Genomic DNA, 17,138 nt, shown 5'->3' with positions numbered 1-17,138 from the left:
TTTTCATTGAATATTAAGCTCCAATGGCAAAGGTAGAAAAAGGAAAGAAGTTGGTTCAGAAGTTAAGGTTTAAGTACCGCCTGGCCATCTTCAACGAACAAACATACGAGGAAGTATTTGGCATGCGCCTTTCGAGGCTTAATGTTTTTGTAACCATAGGCGTTAGCTCAATTTTACTCATTATTTCTGTTATTTTCCTAATTGCTTTTACAGGCTTGCGCGAATACATACCTGGATATCCGTCAGGTAAAGAACGCCGCTTACTCATTCAAAATGCTCAAAGAGTTGATAGCCTGATTCTGGAGATTGATCGTCGCGATCGTTTTTTTAAGGACATACGAGCCATCGTATCTGGCGATGTTCCTGCTGGAGCTAAGCAGGAAGACGAAGAAAATGCAAGTCCTGTTGATAACAGTAAAATATCCTTCAAAAAATCAGAAGAAGATTCGCTTTTCAGGGAGCAGGTGGAACGTGAAGAGAAATTCAACTTAGCCGTATTCGAAGGCAATAGTCGAAAATTTGAACTCGAACACAGTTTCCTATTTACACCCATTAAAGGGGTTGTGGTTAACAAATTTGGCGATTCAAAAGGTCATTACGGCGTAGATATTGTTACCAAAGAAGGCGAACGTGTTAGTGCCGTGCTTGATGGCACTGTGGTTTTTACCGGATGGACAGTTGAAACAGGTTACGTTATTCAAATTCAGCATACCAATAACTTAATATCATTATACAAGCACAACGAGCGATTACTTAAGAGCATGGGAGACCAAGTGCAGGCAGGTGAAGCAATTGCGCGTGTAGGAAATTCCGGAGAATTAACAACTGGGCCGCACCTACATTTTGAGTTATGGTACAACGGCGTTGCCTTAGATGCCGAACAATACATGTCGTTTGAATAAACGACCAACCCAGAAGAACAGATTATATTCATGTCAAAAAAAATAGCAATTCTTGGGTCTACAGGATCCATTGGAAAACAAACGCTTGAAGTTGTTCAACAACATCCTGATCATTTTGAAGTTGAAGTTCTAACGGCGAACAATAGCGTTGAACTACTTATTGAGCAAGCCTTACAATTCAAACCCAACACAGTTGTAATTGGTAACAAAGAGAAATTCGCACAAGTTAGTGATGCCTTAGTTGATACCGACATTAAAATTTTTGCTGGTGAAGAGGCCATTGCGCAAGTGGTTGAAATGTCATCAATCGACATTGTACTAACGGCTATGGTAGGTTTTGCCGGATTAGTACCAACTATCAATGCCATAAAAGCCGGCAAACACATTGCCCTGGCCAATAAAGAAACCTTAGTAGTAGCTGGCGATATCATTACTAAGTTAGCGCTTGAAAATAAAGTTAGCATATTACCTGTTGACTCTGAGCACTCGGCAATCTTTCAATGTTTAGCTGGTGAGTTTCACAATGCCATTGAGAAAATCTATCTCACCGCATCAGGAGGGCCATTCCGTGGTAAAAACGTGGATTTCCTCAGAAAAGTAACGCGCTGTCAAGCCTTGAATCATCCCAACTGGACCATGGGTGATAAAATTACAATTGATAGTGCATCGCTTATGAACAAAGGACTGGAAGCCATTGAAGCAAAATGGTTGTTCAACCTCAAACCTGAGCAAATCGAAATTGTGGTACACCCACAATCCATCATCCATTCCATTGTTCAGTTCGAAGATGGATCGATGAAAGCACAGATGGGTTTACCTGATATGAAGTTGCCAATACAGTATGCTTTAACCTTTCCGAAACGCATAAAATCAGATTTCGAGCGCTTTAATTTTATGGATTATCCATCTCTTAGTTTTGAAAAAGCTGACATAAAGGTTTTCAGGAATCTTGATCTTGCCTATCAGGCCATGTCAAAAGGTGGTAACATGCCTTGTATTTTAAATGCGGCCAACGAAATTGCAGTTGATAGTTTTCTGAATAAAAAGATTGGTTTTATCGAGATGTCTTCGACTATTGAAAAAACAATGATGCAATCGACTTTCGTTGCCTCCCCGAGCCTGGATGACTATATGCAATCTAACACCGAAGCACGCAAATTAGCTTCTCAAATTATTGATAATAGAAAATAATAACGGAGTGATTCTATCACTTCGCACCGCAACACCTAATACTGTGAAAAATAAATAAGGTATAGTGGTACTTTTTTGTGCTGCTTTATCAGTAAAAAGATATATTTGTTGCTTAATTGGAAAAAATAAAAATTAATGGAAATTTTCATAAAAACCGTACAACTTTTACTCAGCTTATCCATTCTGGTGATTCTCCATGAATTTGGGCATTTCTTTTTCGCCAGAGTCTTTAATACACGTGTTGAGAAGTTCTATCTTTTCTTCAACCCTTGGTTTACATTATTCAAATTCAAAAAAGGTGATACTGAATATGGTGTAGGATGGCTTCCATTAGGTGGCTATGTGAAAATATCAGGTATGATTGATGAGTCGATGGACAAAGAAGCTATGGCTCAGCCAGCACAACCGTGGGAATTCAGAGCTAAACCAGCCTGGCAACGCTTATTAATAATGGTAGGTGGTGTATTGGTTAATTTTATTACTGCGCTCTTCATCTTCTGGATGATTCTATTCAAGTGGGGCGAATCATATGTGCCAGTAAAATCAGCACAATTTGGTTTACATTACCACGAAGTTGGTAAAGAAATAGGTTTACAAGATGGTGACATTGTTTTAACTGTAGATGATCTGGAAGTTGAAACAACCAATGATATCGCGAAATTCATTCTACTTGAAGATGCAGAGAATTTAACGGTTAAGCGCGGCAACCAAACAGTTGAACTAAGCATTCCTGAAGATTTCGATCAAACAATGATCGGCCAAGAAGTTAAAAACTTTGCCGGCATACGTTTCCCAACAATCGTTTATAAGGTTGTTAAAGGATCTCACGCTGCCGATGCAGGGCTACAAGAAGGTGATAGTATCGTTTCGGTAAATGGACTGTCAACCGTTTTCTTTCATGAATTAACTGCAACTTTAAAAGCTAACAAGGACAGTGAGATACATTTAGATGTTTATCGCGGTGATTCATTAGTTTCTCTTAATTCTCAAGTTAGTGCGCAAGGAACCTTAGGATTCAATCCTGCTGGTTATGGAAAGTACGTTGATGTAAAAATCTTCAAATATGGCTTTTGGGAAGCTTTCCCGAAAGGCATCGACATGGGCTTCGACATTTTGATTGGCTATGTCAAACAAATGAAGCTTATTTTTACCAAAGAAGGTGCTAAGCAAGTAGGTGGCTTTGGTGCTATGGGAAAACTATTTGATGGCACTTGGGATTGGCAGAAATTTTGGTTTAATACTGGTTTAATTTCGCTAATTTTAGCTTTCATGAATATACTACCTATCCCCGCATTGGATGGTGGCCACGTGTTATTCTTATTATACGAAATTGTTACCGGCCGCAAACCTGGTGATAAATTCATGGAGTATGCACAAATTACGGGTATGGTTCTATTGCTTGGACTTCTGTTGTTCGCAAATGGAAATGATATCTTTAAAGCCTTTATAAAGTAAGGTCAAATTATTAAATTTGTAATAATTAAAAAAAACAGAATATCATGAATATAAATACGGTATTACTTTTTGGAGGTATCGGTCCTCAAGAGCTTATCATAGGCGCAATAGTGATTGTTCTATTATTTGGTGGTCGCAAAATCCCAGAGCTAATGAAAGGTTTGGGACAAGGAATGAAAGAATTCAAAAAAGCTCGTAAAGAAGAACCTGGCAATAAGTCAGACGACAAGGATAAGGTTGACGAAAAAACAGCCGAGTAAGTTAATAAGCTACTAGCAAAGCTTTTATAAACACACAGGCCGGCCCTCTTTGAGGATTGGCCTTTTTGCATATTAATATAACGTCATTAATTGAAGATCGACGATGAGTGTAAGAAGGCGTTTATTCATGTTATTTACCTTTTGTGCTGTATTCAGCCTTTCTGGTGCGCAAAATTCAGAATCTCTTCCACATTATCCGGATTGGATGTATCAGAAGAGGTTGGCTGAACTTGACAAATTGACACCTATTCATCTCGATTACAATGCACAAACGCAAGCATACATTGAGGTTTACACAGTAAAACGTCGAAATCATCTGGCTAATATTATTGGTCGTTCCGAATTGTACTTTCCCCTGTTTGAAGAATATCTGGCCAAATACGATTTACCGCTCGAGTTAAAATATCTGGCCATTGTTGAATCAGCTTTAGACCCAAAGGCCAAATCATCGTCGGGTGCCATGGGCTTATGGCAATTTCTTTACCATGCATCGCGCATGTTCGATTTAGAAGTTAATACTTATGTTGACGAACGTTGCGACCCCATAAAAAGCACGGAAGCCGCTTGTAAATATTTAAAATACTTGCATCATAATCTTAACGATTGGCAATTAGCCCTCGCGGCCTATAATGGTGGACTTGGTGTTGTTCAAAAAGCCATTGAACGATCAGGTGGAAAAACCGATTTTTGGGAACTTCAACCTTACTTACCGGCTGCTGTTAAGAGTTATGTGCCCGCCTTTATTGCGGTTAATTACGTAATGAACAATTACGATCGACACGAGGTAACTCCTAACGATGCACCCATTTCCTTTAATAAAATCGATACCGTTGTCATTCATAAATCTTTGAGTTTTGAGCAGATTTGCACTGCTTCAGACACCGACATTGAACTAATCCGTTGGCTCAACCCTGCTTACACCAAAGATTTTGTACCTGTGGAAAGTGAACCTGTAGGCATTTTTTTACCAAAAGAAAAGGTTGTACAATTCATCCAAAATGAAAAATTATTAAAAGAGCAAGTAGCACCCATCGCCAAAAGCAAACCGGTGGGCGACACAAGTGAACGCTTTAAATCATCACATAAAGTTCAAAAAGGGGAGTTCTTTCATAAAATAGCCATCCAATACCAATGCCGCATAAGTGATGTTATGCATTGGAACAAGCTTCGCAATCGAAATCTATTGATTGGTCAGCAATTGGTGGTATGGAAACCGAAGTTCGAACAACGCTTCTTCTTTGTAAGCGACGAAATTGCTCAACCCGAAAAACTAATGTGGAAAGATAGCCTACTGGCAAAAGACGAATAAATATTTCACCTCATAAAATATATAGCCTTATGAATCACCTCATAAAATACACTTCATTCTTATTACTTGTTTTAGTACTTATTGCATGTAAGGATAAAAAAAGTGGATTCAAACACAATGTAGCTGGTAAAGCTGGTGAGTTGTTAATCGTAATGGATGACAAAATTAAAAAATCAGAAGCCGGCAAAACGCTTCAGCGTGCAATGATTCAAACCTACCTTGGATTACCTCAGGACGAACCTCATTTCGACATATTGGTAACGCCTCACCGTGGTTTTTCATCACACATGAAGACCTTCCGTAATTTAATAGTAACCGATATTTCGCCGAATGTAAAATCGGATACCATCCGCTATTTCAAAGATATGTGGGCTTCTCCACAATCGACGGTACGCATTACCGCCAAGGACACGGCAGCATTGAGAAGATTGGTTGAGGAAAACGAATTACGTCTTGTTAGTTTCTTTAATAAGGCAGCTCGCGATCGAAACATTGCCTATTACAAAACCTATCCAAATGCCGAAGCCATTGAAGAGCTTAAGCAACGTTGGAAAATAAAAATGAATGTGCCAACCAACCTTAAGAAACGTAATAGTAAAGAGTCGATTACATGGTTAGGCGAAGATACCGATTGGGGTAACCAAGGCATGCTCATATATGAATACCCCTATGTAGGCGAAGGTACTTTCTCGAAAGAATACCTCTTGAATAAACGAGATTCAATATTACACCAAAATGTTCCTGGCCCTTCCGAAGGATCGTACATGACAACCGAACATGCGTTCCCTGTGATCTACAAAAGAGCAGACATCAATGGCGTACCAACAGTTGAGTTAAGAGGGTTGTGGAAAGTTCAGAACGACATGATGGGCGGCCCATTTATTTTGCAGGCGCATCACGATGTTAAGAATAACCGTGTTGTTATTACTGAAGGATTTGTATATTCTCCTGAAAAACCTGACAAACGAGAAAAGATACGTCAGCTTGAGGCTTTAATGTACACCTTTCAATTGCAATAACCATTTCTATGCTTCCAGAACTCAATAGACAAGCACTTCAGAATGCCTGTACACGCGAAGATTTAATTCGTAAAACAGCGGCACAAATCATAAAAGATTTTGCTGAGTTTGGTTTGGAAATAACTTTCTCAGGTAATGTCCAGAATTTCTACGAAGAGTTATTCAATCAAATGAAACCGCGCATTGAGGAAGTGCTAGGCGAACATTACACCATGTTCCTAAATTTTCTTTATCGCATTGATGTTACCGAGAAACAGGTACATCATTACCAGAAGGAAATGGGCGGAGCTAGTTACGAAGACGCCTTAACGGAAGTTATCATTCATCGTGAGATGAAAAAAGTAATGATTCGTGAGTACTTTAAAGCTCAGAGTAAAGCTGAAGAAAGCGAATCAGATATGCTAACAGAATAATATTATAAATACATGAGGATGACAAAATAGAAGATCTTAGCGTCCCAACACTTCATCGTTGGCAATCTATAATCTCTTATCTATTCATCTCTTATCTAATTTTAATTTATATGCAACTATCCATACAACATACGGGTGATCGCCCTGCAGAAGTAAGAAATATATTTCTGGTTGACGACATTGCCGTATTGAAAAACTTTGGTTTTAACGACGATGCCATGGCATTGGTAACTGAAAAAGCCGAAGCCAAAGAAAAACTCATTACCATTCAAGCCTATAGCATTGTTTACTATGTGAGAATAGTTAACAAAGGCGAAATCAGCAATTCCGACCTGGAAAAATTACGTAAGGATGGCCATACCATTACATCTGACTTGCGTAAGGCAAAAAAAGAGGCTGTTTGCTTATACGATCTAAGTGGGAACAAAGAAGTAACGCTAGCGCTTACCGAAGGCCTGGCATTGTCAACATACCAGTTTGACAAATACAAAAGTAAGAAAGAAAATAGCTTCGAAAACTTCACCATATGGGTAGCATCGGCAGTATGCAACCAAGGCGAACTTGACGAATTAAAAAATACATGTGAGAGTGTATTTATAACACGTGATCTTGTTAACGAGCCTGTTTCAACACTTGATGTTGCCAAATTATCATCTACCATTACCGACTTAGGTAAGGAGCACGGTTTCTCGGTTGACATCTTTGACAAAGCCAAACTTGAAGCGCTTAAATTTGGGGGTTTACTGGGTGTTAATAAAGGAAGCATTGATCCTCCGGCCTTTCACATATTGGAATGGAAACCTGAAAATGCAAGCAATACTAAGCCTGTTGTACTAGTTGGTAAAGGTGTTGTATTTGATACGGGAGGCATCAACCTTAAAACACCTCCAGGAAGTTTGGACGACATGAAAGCCGACATGGGTGGTGCAGCATCGGTAGTTGGTGCTATGGTTGCCGTTTCGTCAAATAAACTACCAATGCATGTTATTGGTTTGATACCAGCAACAGATAATCGTCCGGGCGAAAACGCAATAGTGCCGGGAGATATATTAAACATGCACAATGGTAAAACAGTTGAGATATTAAATACCGATGCTGAAGGGCGTTTAATCTTAGCCGATGCCTTGAGTTATTCGAAAAAATACGATCCTGAATTGGTTATTGATTTAGCCACCTTAACCGGAAGTGCTGTAATGGCAATAGGCTCGTATGGTACGGTTGCAATGGGAACGGCTGACGATACTGTCTTTTCCGAATTAAGTACATCTGGCTTTAAAGTAAACGAACGTGTTGTGCAATTTCCATTCTGGGAAGATTACGATGAATTAATAAAATCAGAAATAGCTGATATCAAAAATTTGGGAAGTCGTGAAGGTGGTGCCATAACAGCCGGCAAATTTCTGGCTCACTTTGTGGAGACACCCTGGGTTCATCTTGATATAGCCGGCCCGGCTTTCGTTCGTAAAGAAGATAGCTACCGAGGCTTTGGTGGATCGGGCGTTGGTGTTCGATTGTTATATGACTTTTTGAAAAATAGAAGTTAATTGCACTTTTTATATTACATTTATCTGAATTATTAAACGATATTAAGAAGCAGTAATCTAGTTGATTTTGGGAATCAAAGCATTAACTACTGACTTCTGACCACCCGATACTATCGGGACTAATAACAATCAATATGAGTGATGTTAAAATAAAAGTTGGAATAACGCATGGCGATATAAATGGAATTGGTTACGAAGTCATCTTCAAAACACTTTCAGATAGTCGCATCTACGATTCGTTTGTTCCAGTTATATATGGCTCGTCTAAGGTGGCGGCCTACCACCGTAAGGCTTTAAATATTCCTAATTTTAGTTTGAATAGTATCCGTAATGTTGGAGAAGCGCACACCAAACGTATCAATATCATTAATTGCTTAGATGATAATGTACGTGTTGAACTGGGCAAATCAACAAGCATAGGTGGCGAAGCTGCATTTCTTGCTTTGGAGGCAGCCGTAAAAGATTTAAAAGAAGGCTTGATTGATGTGCTAATAACGGCGCCAATCAATAAGAAAAACATTCAGTCCGACTCATTCTCTTTTCCTGGACATACCGAATATTTGCAAGAAGCTGCCGGTGATGGCGAGGCTTTAATGTTAATGGTATCGGAAGATATGAAGGTTGGTGTTGTTGCCGGCCACGTTGCCATGCAAGATGTGCCAGCTATGATTACTGAAGAAAACATCCTCAGTAAACTGAGAACACTGAACAAAACACTTATGATGGATTTCTCCATTCGCAAACCTCGCATTGCTGTATTGGGCTTAAATCCACATGCAGGCGATGAAGGGGTATTAGGAAGCGAAGAGCAGGAAATCATCATTCCTACTTTAGAAAAAGCAAAAGCAGAAGGCATTATGGCTTTGGGGCCATACCCTGCAGATGGCCTATTCGGAAGTGCACAATTCAAAGGATTTGATGCCATACTAGCCATGTATCACGATCAAGGCTTGGCGCCGTTCAAAGCATTAACTTTCTCCAAAGGTGTTAACTACACGGCTGGATTGCCATTTATTCGTACATCGCCCGATCACGGTACAGCCTTTGAAATAACAGGTCAGGATAAAGCAAGTCATGAGTCATTCCGTCAAGCCGTTTATTTGGCCATTGATGTTTGCAAAAATCGCGAGCAAAACAAGGAATTGATGAAAAACCCATTAAAGTCGCACGACGTTAATGAGCTTGAGCAGAAAGACTAAAAAAATATTCAAGGAACGGTTCTCACAAACAGGACACGCTTAAAGAACCGTTCCTTAAAACTACAAAGCAGTTATGAATATCGTAACTGCTTTTTTTATGCTAAAATAAACGCAAAGACGCGGAGACACAGAGATTTATTCATCGCACTGCACGATTTTATCGCGTTGTACTTTAGTTATTGTAAGAACTGTCATTTTATCACACGATAAAAGCGTGCAATAGCAAAGGGAACTGGCAGCGGTCTACTTGACACTTATAGATACTTAAAAGATGTCGTTTGCATGACACTTGACTAAGGCAGCATCGTTCTTTTAATGGACAGCAACGGTTTGGAAGCGGACAGCGGCCAAACTGGACACTGACCGATACGTAAAAGATAGTGACAGCATAATACTTGATACAGTCAGATGTCTACCTTCTATGAGCAGCATTGATTTGGGAACGCACTGCGGTATACTTGACATCTATAGATGCTAAAAAGCATAACGACAGTATAATGTTTAATCCAGAAAGATGGCTACTTTTGATTAACAGCATTGCACCTAGAACTGACAGCGGTCTACTTGAACCTGACAGACATTAAAAAGATTTAGCTAGCGTGGTAATTAATAATGGCAGCATCGATTTGGGAACTGAATGCGGTCAACTTGAGACTGACAGATACAAAACTGCGCGCTTGTATCACGTTGATAAGGATCTAACAAGTCGATACACCTTGTATCGACAAAACCAAAGATGTAAAATGCCACTTGAAAAATAAATGGATTGCTCATCTATAAAAATACCGCTTCCACCTAAATTTAGAGTGTGGCAATACATAACTAAAAACAAAAGCTGCACTGTTTCTAATGCAATAGAACGCGATAAAATCGCGCACTAGCGGGTGATATTACAACTGCAAGCTATGGCTCATGAAAAAGCATTTCAAACTTTTGAACCTTATCATCATATTTTTTGTGCAAACACAAAATATTGCTATTTATTTTTTTCGATAATGAATCCCCTATTTGTGCAAAATCACATAAGTGCGAGGCTCTAACATAAATATCTATTCTAAAATGGTTATTCTGATCATCAATAATCAATGCTGAAGACTTATCTTCATTTATTTCATTAATAATACACGCAATGTTATCGGTTCTCGAAATGCTAGGATATTTTTTATAAAGTTCATCTCTCTCTTTCACATAATCTGAAAAACCATCTATATAGACGTATATCAATATAGGAATCAATAATATAGATACAATCCACTTTTGTTTTTTATCTAATGTTATCATTAATCTGATTTTAAATATTTCTCCATCTAATAAGTCCTGCGTCTTGCCAATTTCATTGCCTTGAAAACAACCTCCATTTCAAACGATCAAACCATACAAGGCAACTGAATATAATAAAGATAATAGAATATCTATAAAACAAAAAAACCGGCCTTAAAGCCGGTTTTTTTCTATATCTAGATTAGTAATCTTAATCCAATTTTCTGCTTACTTCAACTTCTTCGTATGCCTCAACAATATCACCAACTTCAATACCATCGAACTTCTCAATGTTCAAGCCACATTCGTAACCCGAAGCAACTTCCTTCACATCGTCTTTGAATCGTTTAAGCGATCCTAGTACGCCAGTGTGAATAACAATACCATCACGAATAACACGGATCTTGTTGGTGCGTTTGATCTTACCATCTTTCACCATACAACCTGCGATCGTACCAACTTTGGTAATTTTGAATACCTCACGAATTTCAATGGTTGAAACAATATTTTCTTTAATCTCAGGCGATAACATACCTTCCATCGCGGCCTTAATCTCTTCGATGGCATCGTAGATGATAGAGTAAAGACGAATATCGATTTCCTCTTTCTCAGCAATACGACGTGCTGTTAACGATGGACGTACCTGGAATCCAAGAACAATAGCATTGGATGCAGCAGCTAACATGATATCAGATTCTGAAATGGCACCTACCGCTTTATGAATCACATTCACCTGAATTTCTTCGGTAGAAAGCTTGATTAAGGAATCGGATAATGCTTCAATAGAACCATCCACATCACCTTTCACAATCACATTCAACTCCTGGAAGTTTCCAATCGCGATACGACGGCCAATTTCATCAAGTGTAATGTGTTTCTTGGTACGCATACCTTGCTCACGCTGTAACTGCTCACGTTTAGTAGCAATATCTTTAGCTTCACGCTCATCGTCCATCACATTAAATCGCTCACCAGCCTGTGGTGCACCATTCAATCCAAGAATCAATGCTGGTTCTGATGGACCTACTTCGTCAATCTTCTGATTACGCTCGTTAAACATTGCTTTAACGTGGCCGTAGTGTGAACCTGATAATAACATATCACCTACTCGCATTGTACCAGCCTGAACCAATACTGTTGTTAGGTAACCACGTCCTTTATCAAGCGACGATTCAATAACGCTACCAACGGCACGTTTATTAGCATTTGCTTTCAACTCAAGCATATCAGCTTCGAGCAATACTTTTTCAAGTAACTCATCGATGTTAATACCATTCTTAGCTGAAATTTCCTGACACTGGTATTTACCACCCCAGTCTTCAACCAAATAGTTCATCTGAGCTAACTCTTCTTTTATTCTGTCAGGATTAGCACCCTCTTTGTCAATCTTATTAATTGCAAATACTATTGGTACACCTGCTGCTGCCGCGTGGTTAATCGCCTCTTTCGTCTGAGGCATCACGTTATCATCAGCTGCCACAATAATAATAGCAATATCGGTAACCTGAGCACCACGTGCACGCATGGCCGTAAACGCCTCGTGACCCGGTGTATCTAAGAAGGTAATCTGACGCCCATCTTCGCGGGTTACACTATATGCACCAATGTGCTGTGTAATACCACCGGCTTCACCTGCAATTACATTCGCTTTACGAACGTGGTCGAGCAAGGATGTTTTACCATGATCGACGTGTCCCATTACTGTTACAATAGCAGGACGATCTTTCATATCCTCTTCTGGATCTTCTTCTTCGATGATAGATTCAACTACCTCGGCACTTACAAACTCAACGGTATAGCCAAATTCTTCAGCTACCAATGATAATGTTTCCGCATCCAAACGCTGGTTGATCGAAACAAACATTCCAAGACTCATACAAGTTGAAATAATTTGATTGATCTGAACATCCATCATGCTAGCCAATTCGTTGGCAGTTACAAACTCCGTAACCTTCAATATTGACTTTTCCTGATCGATTTTTTCAAGCTCTTCCTGCTGACGCTGTGATTGAGCTTCACGTTTTTCACGACGGTGTTTTGCACCTTTATTTTTTCCTTTAGACGTTAAACGCGCTAAAGTATCTTTAATCTGTTTTTGTACATCCTCTTCGTTAACCTCGGCACGAACCGGACGTTTTCTAATTTTTGGAGAACGTTTAACGCGTTGATCTTTCTTCTGTTCACCACTACCTACAGTTACAACCTTTTTCTTAACACTAGTGCCACCTACTTGTGGTTTCTGGTTGATATCAACCTTCTCCTTGTCTTTACGAATGCGCTTACGCTTACGCTTTTTATTCGCAGTCTTTTTATCATCCTTGTTACCTTCCGTTTTCACGGGAGCTTTTGGCAATTCAATTTTACCAATAACAGTAGGTCCCGATAATTTCTTAACCTGAGTAGGGCGGAACGTATTTTCCCCTTCTTGCACTTCTCCTTCACCCTCGTTTGTAGCTTCAACAGCTTTCTCCTGAGGTACGGCTTTCTCCTCCTTAGCAACTGGTTTATCATCAACCTTTGCTTTCTCCTCTTTCCTAGGAGCCTCTTTTACCTTATCCTTTGGTGCATGCTTTTCAGCTTTAGGCTTCTCGCCCGCCTCAGGTTTCGGCTTATTCTTAGCTTTTGGTTCAGCTTTAAGCTTTTCAGGTTTCTTATCCAAATCAAGTTTACCAACCACCTTCATTTCGCCACCAAGTTGTTCAACTTTAGTTTCGATATGCTCTGGTTTCCTAACTGGCTTTTCCTTCTTTGGAGCAGGCTCTGATTTTACTTCAGCCTTTGGCTTTTCCTGAACTGGCTTTGGCTTCTTAACTTCAGCTTTTGGTTTAACAGGTGCTTCTTTCTTCTTTGGCTTTAACGCTTCCAAATCAATTTTCCCAACAACAGTTGGACCTGCATCTTCCTTTTTCGCTTCTTCAGCAGCTGGAGCTTCAGCTTTCTTTTCCGATTTTTCAATATTCGGCTCGATATCGTCACGAATATCTTCTATCGATATCGATTCTTTTCTCGATTTATCTTTTAATTTAGTCAGCTTCTCAGATTCTTTTTTAACATTAGAATCACTACGATATTCCTTTTCTAACAAAGAATACATATCTTCTGAAACCTTGGTATTAGGATTACCTTCAATCTTTAATCCTTTTTTACCCAAGAATTCCACAATGGTGCTTATTCCAACATTGAATTCGCGAGCTACTTTACTAAGTCTTTTTCCAACTGCCATATAACGGGACTCTTCTATTCGTATTTTTGTGTGGCTACAATTGTTTGCGTGGCAAATATAGTGAATTATTCAAATTCAGCACTTAATATTTTCCTCAGATCGCGAATGGTTTCTTCTTCCAAATCAGTACGTTTAACCAGATCTTCTTCCGATAAATCCAGAACTGATTTAGCTGTATCACAACCAATCGCTTTTAATTCGTCAAGTACCCAACTATCAATTTCATCCGAGAATTCATCCAAGGTTACATCCTCATCATCCTCGTCTGCTTCGCGATAAACATCTAATTCATAACCAGTCAGCTGACCAGCAAGGCGAATATTCAACCCACCCTTACCAATTGCCAGAGACACTTCTTCCGGACGTAAATACACTTCTGCTCTACCAGTTTCCTCTACCAACTTAATGTTGATAATTTTAGCGGGATTCAATGCTCTTTGAATGAACAACTGAACATTTGAAGTGTAATTAATGACGTCAATATTTTCGTTACGTAACTCACGAACAATACCGTGAATACGTGATCCTTTCATTCCAACACAAGCACCAACCGGATCGATGCGCTCATCGTATGATTCAACAGCAACTTTTGCACGTTCTCCAGGAACTCGAACAATCTTCTTAATGGTAATTAAACCATCATAGATTTCAGGAACCTCAAGTTCGAATAAACGCTCTAGGAAAACCGGTGATGTACGCGATAATAGAATCAATGGATTATTGTTTCTAATATCCACCTTCACAACAACACCTCGTACCGTATCTCCTTTTCTAAAGAAATCAGATGGAATCTGTTCGGCTTTAGGTAAGATTAGCTCGTTGTTTTCATCATCAATAATCAGAATCTCTCGCTTCCAAATTTGATAAACTTCACCGGTAACAATCTCACCAATACGATCCTTGTATTTGTGATAGATATTATCTTTCTCTAACTCAAGAATACGAGCAGAAAGGTTTTGGCGCAAGCTCAATATGGCACGACGACCAAAATCAAGGAACTTCACCTCATCGGTAACTTCCTCGCCTAATTCATAATCACTGTCAATCTTATTCGCTTCAGTTAACGAAATTTGAAGATTTGCATCTTCTAAGTCTTCATCTGCTACTACTTCGCGATTACGCCAGATTTCAAAATCTCCTTTGTCATCATTAATGATCACATCAAAGTTTTCGTCCGTACCAAAACGTTTAATCAAAACGCTACGAAACGAATCTTCCAAAACACTGATCATGGTTGCACGATCAATATTCTTTAGTTCTTTGAACTCTGAAAACGTATCTATCAGATTAATATTTTCCATGCTTCGGAATATTTAAAAAGATATTATGTCTTTTACTTGTTTAACCTCATCAAAACTATAACGTACAGTTTTAAGTTGCAATTCTTTTCGTTTTTTTCCTTCCAACTTAATCATCTCTCCTATCTCAACTTCAAACCCTGTATCGTCAGTACTCAATAATTTACCACTCAATTTCTTTCCAGCAGTAGTCAACATTTCAACTTCGCGACCAATATTCTTCTTATACTGGCGTAATACTTTAAAAGGCTGACCGATACCGGCAGAAGATACTTCTAACTCAAAATCCTCTACTTCTCTATCCAGATTAGATTCAATGAGTTTACTAAGCTCAATACAATAACTAATGGGCACCCCATTATCATTATCAACAACTACTGCAATCTTATTCCCAGGTCGCACAACAATCTCAACGACAAACATCTCGTCTTGCTGCAACTTTTCTGAAATAAAACCTTCTATTAAAGTATCTGTAATCATTTTGTTATTGTAATAAAATAGGGGACTATTAGTGCCCCCTATACCTTCGATTGGTAAATCTGCGCAAAGTTAACTATTAAAGTGCATTATTCCAAACAAAAGCAAGCACCAACATTATTATTAAACAAATGATAATAAAACCAAATACAAGTATTGACATTAACAATAAGCTTGTTCTATTTCTAATAACTATGGTTTATGTATTTTTTAAAGAAAGGTTAATTGCCTATTTCGTATATTGCCCCGATAATTTGATTTACAACAAATATGGCCACCATTAATAAGCGTAAAATTATCAATGATCCTGTTTATGGATTCATTAAAATACCTTCCGACCTATTATACGATTTAATTGAGCACGAATACTTTCAGCGCCTGCGCAGAATAAAACAATTAGGATTAACTCACATTGTTTACCCTGGTGCTATGCACACGCGTTTTCAACATGCGCTTGGAGCTATGCACCTTATGAGTTCGGCGGTTGATACTTTACGCTCGAAGGGGCACGATATTAGTGACGAAGAATCGGAAGCTGTACATGCTGCCATACTTCTTCATGATATTGGGCACGGCCCATTTAGTCATGTACTCGAAAATACATTATTGGAGGTGTCGCACGAAGCCATTTCGCTCATCATGATGCAGGATTTAAATTCTCAGATGAATGGCAAACTGGACATGGCCTTATCCATATTCAACAATACATACCAGAAGAAATTCTTACACCAATTGGTTTCAAGTCAATTAGACATGGATAGGTTGGATTACCTTAAGCGCGATAGTTTTTTCACTGGCGTATCAGAAGGCGTTATTGGCTCAGACCGAATCATTAAAATGCTTAATGTGATGGACGATGACTTGGTTATAGAGTCAAAAGGCATCTACTCCATTGAAAAATTTCTGGTTGCCCGCAGACTAATGTATTGGCAAGTTTATTTGCATAAAACAGCATTGGTGGCCGAACGCATGCTTATTCACATTTTAAAACGAGCCAAACAATTGGTTGCAGAGGGTTTAGAATTATTTGCGCCTCCTCATTTAATTTATTTTATGAAGGAGCAATTAACCATTGATAAATTTCAGGAGCTTCCATCCATCGTCGAAAACTTCGCATTACTTGACGATGATGACATAATGAGTTCTATTAAAGTATGGACTAATCACGAAGACCCTATACTGTCGAAGCTAGCTCAAAATTTTGTTCATCGTCAATTATTTAGCATTGAGTTATCACCCAGCCCTTTTGATGGCAAGAAGGTAAATTCTATTAAAGAAACTATCAAAGAACGATATAAACTGGAAAACACAGAAGACATCAACTTCTTTCTTTATTCAGATACCATATCGAACAATGCTTACAATCCAAGCGATGAACGCATTAAAATACTTTACGGCAACAACACACTTGTTGACATTACAGATGCATCAGACATGCTCAACCTAAGTGTTTTGGGAAAAACAGTTAGAAAACACTATTTATGTTACCCCAAAATGACTGACCAATAGCGCTTCGTGCACCTTATATAGTTTTATAAATAAATATATTTACTAGCTTTGCAGCAATTTTTTTGATGTAACGCCTAAT

Annotated in this window: 14 protein-coding genes; 10 read left to right on the top strand and 4 right to left on the bottom strand. The window is 38.8% G+C overall.

Annotated features, from left to right (window positions below; all coding sequences use genetic code 11):
- Positions 1 to 23 precede the first annotated feature (23 nt).
- From ACRD7B_RS05875 to pdxA, 9 genes are all read left to right on the top strand, one after another.
- Entirely contained in the window at positions 24 to 902 is an 879-nt protein-coding gene (locus ACRD7B_RS05875) for a M23 family metallopeptidase (RefSeq protein WP_430823547.1), read from the top strand.
- A gap of 30 nt (positions 903 to 932) precedes the next feature.
- Complete coding sequence (locus ACRD7B_RS05870; protein WP_430823546.1) at positions 933 to 2,093, top strand: 1-deoxy-D-xylulose-5-phosphate reductoisomerase; 1,161 nt, start codon at positions 933 to 935, stop codon at positions 2,091 to 2,093.
- Positions 2,094 to 2,228: 135 nt separating this feature from the next.
- Complete coding sequence (gene rseP, locus ACRD7B_RS05865) at positions 2,229 to 3,548, top strand: RIP metalloprotease RseP (protein WP_430823545.1); 1,320 nt, start codon at positions 2,229 to 2,231, stop codon at positions 3,546 to 3,548.
- 44 nt (positions 3,549 to 3,592) lie between these two features.
- Positions 3,593 to 3,808, top strand: coding sequence for a Sec-independent protein translocase subunit TatA/TatB (locus ACRD7B_RS05860; protein WP_430823544.1), 216 nt, complete (start codon positions 3,593 to 3,595; stop codon positions 3,806 to 3,808).
- Between the two features lie 103 nt (positions 3,809 to 3,911).
- The gene (locus ACRD7B_RS05855) at positions 3,912 to 5,117 is read left to right on the top strand and encodes a lytic transglycosylase domain-containing protein (protein WP_430823543.1); all 1,206 of its coding nucleotides are present in this window, start codon (positions 3,912 to 3,914) and stop codon (positions 5,115 to 5,117) included.
- A 29-nt stretch (positions 5,118 to 5,146) separates the two neighbouring features.
- A complete protein-coding gene (locus tag ACRD7B_RS05850; protein WP_430823542.1) occupies positions 5,147 to 6,136 on the top strand; it encodes a DUF4837 family protein in 990 nt (329 codons plus the stop codon).
- Positions 6,137 to 6,144: 8 nt separating this feature from the next.
- On the top strand, positions 6,145 to 6,549 hold the full coding sequence (locus ACRD7B_RS05845) for a hypothetical protein (RefSeq protein ID WP_430823541.1): 405 nt from the start codon (positions 6,145 to 6,147) through the stop codon (positions 6,547 to 6,549).
- Positions 6,550 to 6,659: 110 nt separating this feature from the next.
- Positions 6,660 to 8,093 carry a leucyl aminopeptidase family protein gene (locus ACRD7B_RS05840; protein ID WP_430823540.1) on the top strand — a complete coding sequence of 478 codons (1,434 nt, stop codon included), beginning with the start codon at positions 6,660 to 6,662 and terminating at the stop codon, positions 8,091 to 8,093.
- Between the two features lie 134 nt (positions 8,094 to 8,227).
- Positions 8,228 to 9,292, top strand: coding sequence for a 4-hydroxythreonine-4-phosphate dehydrogenase PdxA (gene pdxA, locus ACRD7B_RS05835; RefSeq protein ID WP_430823539.1), 1,065 nt, complete (start codon positions 8,228 to 8,230; stop codon positions 9,290 to 9,292).
- A 903-nt stretch (positions 9,293 to 10,195) separates the two neighbouring features.
- On the opposite strand, the gene ACRD7B_RS05830 is transcribed toward pdxA, so the two are convergent.
- From ACRD7B_RS05830 to rimP, 4 genes are all read right to left on the bottom strand, one after another.
- Entirely contained in the window at positions 10,196 to 10,573 is a 378-nt protein-coding gene (locus ACRD7B_RS05830; RefSeq protein WP_430823538.1) for a hypothetical protein, read from the bottom strand.
- A gap of 190 nt (positions 10,574 to 10,763) precedes the next feature.
- The gene (gene infB / locus ACRD7B_RS05825; protein ID WP_430823537.1) at positions 10,764 to 13,775 is read right to left on the bottom strand and encodes a translation initiation factor IF-2; all 3,012 of its coding nucleotides are present in this window, start codon (positions 13,773 to 13,775) and stop codon (positions 10,764 to 10,766) included.
- Between the two features lie 65 nt (positions 13,776 to 13,840).
- On the bottom strand, positions 13,841 to 15,076 hold the full coding sequence (gene nusA, locus ACRD7B_RS05820) for a transcription termination factor NusA (protein WP_430823536.1): 1,236 nt from the start codon (positions 15,074 to 15,076) through the stop codon (positions 13,841 to 13,843).
- A gap of 12 nt (positions 15,077 to 15,088) precedes the next feature.
- Positions 15,089 to 15,553 (bottom strand): ribosome assembly cofactor RimP, encoded by a 465-nt coding sequence (rimP, locus tag ACRD7B_RS05815; RefSeq protein WP_430823535.1) that lies wholly within the window; start codon positions 15,551 to 15,553, stop codon positions 15,089 to 15,091.
- A gap of 267 nt (positions 15,554 to 15,820) precedes the next feature.
- Between rimP and ACRD7B_RS05810 the strand changes: the two genes are divergently transcribed.
- On the top strand, positions 15,821 to 17,059 hold the full coding sequence (locus tag ACRD7B_RS05810) for an HD domain-containing protein (protein ID WP_430823534.1): 1,239 nt from the start codon (positions 15,821 to 15,823) through the stop codon (positions 17,057 to 17,059).
- Positions 17,060 to 17,138 lie beyond the last annotated feature (79 nt).

The sequence above is a fragment of the Carboxylicivirga fragile genome (assembly GCF_050589805.1).
Taxonomy (GTDB): domain Bacteria; phylum Bacteroidota; class Bacteroidia; order Bacteroidales; family Marinilabiliaceae; genus Carboxylicivirga; species Carboxylicivirga fragile.
Note: the sequence above shows the minus strand (reverse complement) of the source record. Positions and strands in the feature narration are given on the sequence as shown.

Excerpts from the sequence above, each read along its gene's own strand:
- ACRD7B_RS05870 (WP_430823546.1), top strand. The coding sequence starts at position 933 with ATGTCAAAAAAAATAGCAATTCTTGGGTCTACAGGATCCATTGGAAAA.
- ACRD7B_RS05860 (WP_430823544.1), top strand. The coding sequence starts at position 3,593 with ATGAATATAAATACGGTATTACTTTTTGGAGGTATCGGTCCTCAAGAG.
- pdxA (WP_430823539.1), top strand. The coding sequence starts at position 8,228 with ATGAGTGATGTTAAAATAAAAGTTGGAATAACGCATGGCGATATAAAT.
- ACRD7B_RS05830 (WP_430823538.1), bottom strand. The coding sequence starts at position 10,573 with ATGATAACATTAGATAAAAAACAAAAGTGGATTGTATCTATATTATTG.
- nusA (WP_430823536.1), bottom strand. The coding sequence starts at position 15,076 with ATGGAAAATATTAATCTGATAGATACGTTTTCAGAGTTCAAAGAACTA.
- ACRD7B_RS05855 (WP_430823543.1), top strand. The coding sequence starts at position 3,912 with ATGAGTGTAAGAAGGCGTTTATTCATGTTATTTACCTTTTGTGCTGTA.
- infB (WP_430823537.1), bottom strand. The coding sequence starts at position 13,775 with ATGGCAGTTGGAAAAAGACTTAGTAAAGTAGCTCGCGAATTCAATGTT.
- ACRD7B_RS05850 (WP_430823542.1), top strand. The coding sequence starts at position 5,147 with ATGAATCACCTCATAAAATACACTTCATTCTTATTACTTGTTTTAGTA.
- ACRD7B_RS05845 (WP_430823541.1), top strand. The coding sequence starts at position 6,145 with ATGCTTCCAGAACTCAATAGACAAGCACTTCAGAATGCCTGTACACGC.
- rimP (WP_430823535.1), bottom strand. The coding sequence starts at position 15,553 with ATGATTACAGATACTTTAATAGAAGGTTTTATTTCAGAAAAGTTGCAG.
- ACRD7B_RS05840 (WP_430823540.1), top strand. The coding sequence starts at position 6,660 with ATGCAACTATCCATACAACATACGGGTGATCGCCCTGCAGAAGTAAGA.
- ACRD7B_RS05810 (WP_430823534.1), top strand. The coding sequence starts at position 15,821 with ATGGCCACCATTAATAAGCGTAAAATTATCAATGATCCTGTTTATGGA.
- ACRD7B_RS05875 (WP_430823547.1), top strand. The coding sequence starts at position 24 with ATGGCAAAGGTAGAAAAAGGAAAGAAGTTGGTTCAGAAGTTAAGGTTT.
- rseP (WP_430823545.1), top strand. The coding sequence starts at position 2,229 with ATGGAAATTTTCATAAAAACCGTACAACTTTTACTCAGCTTATCCATT.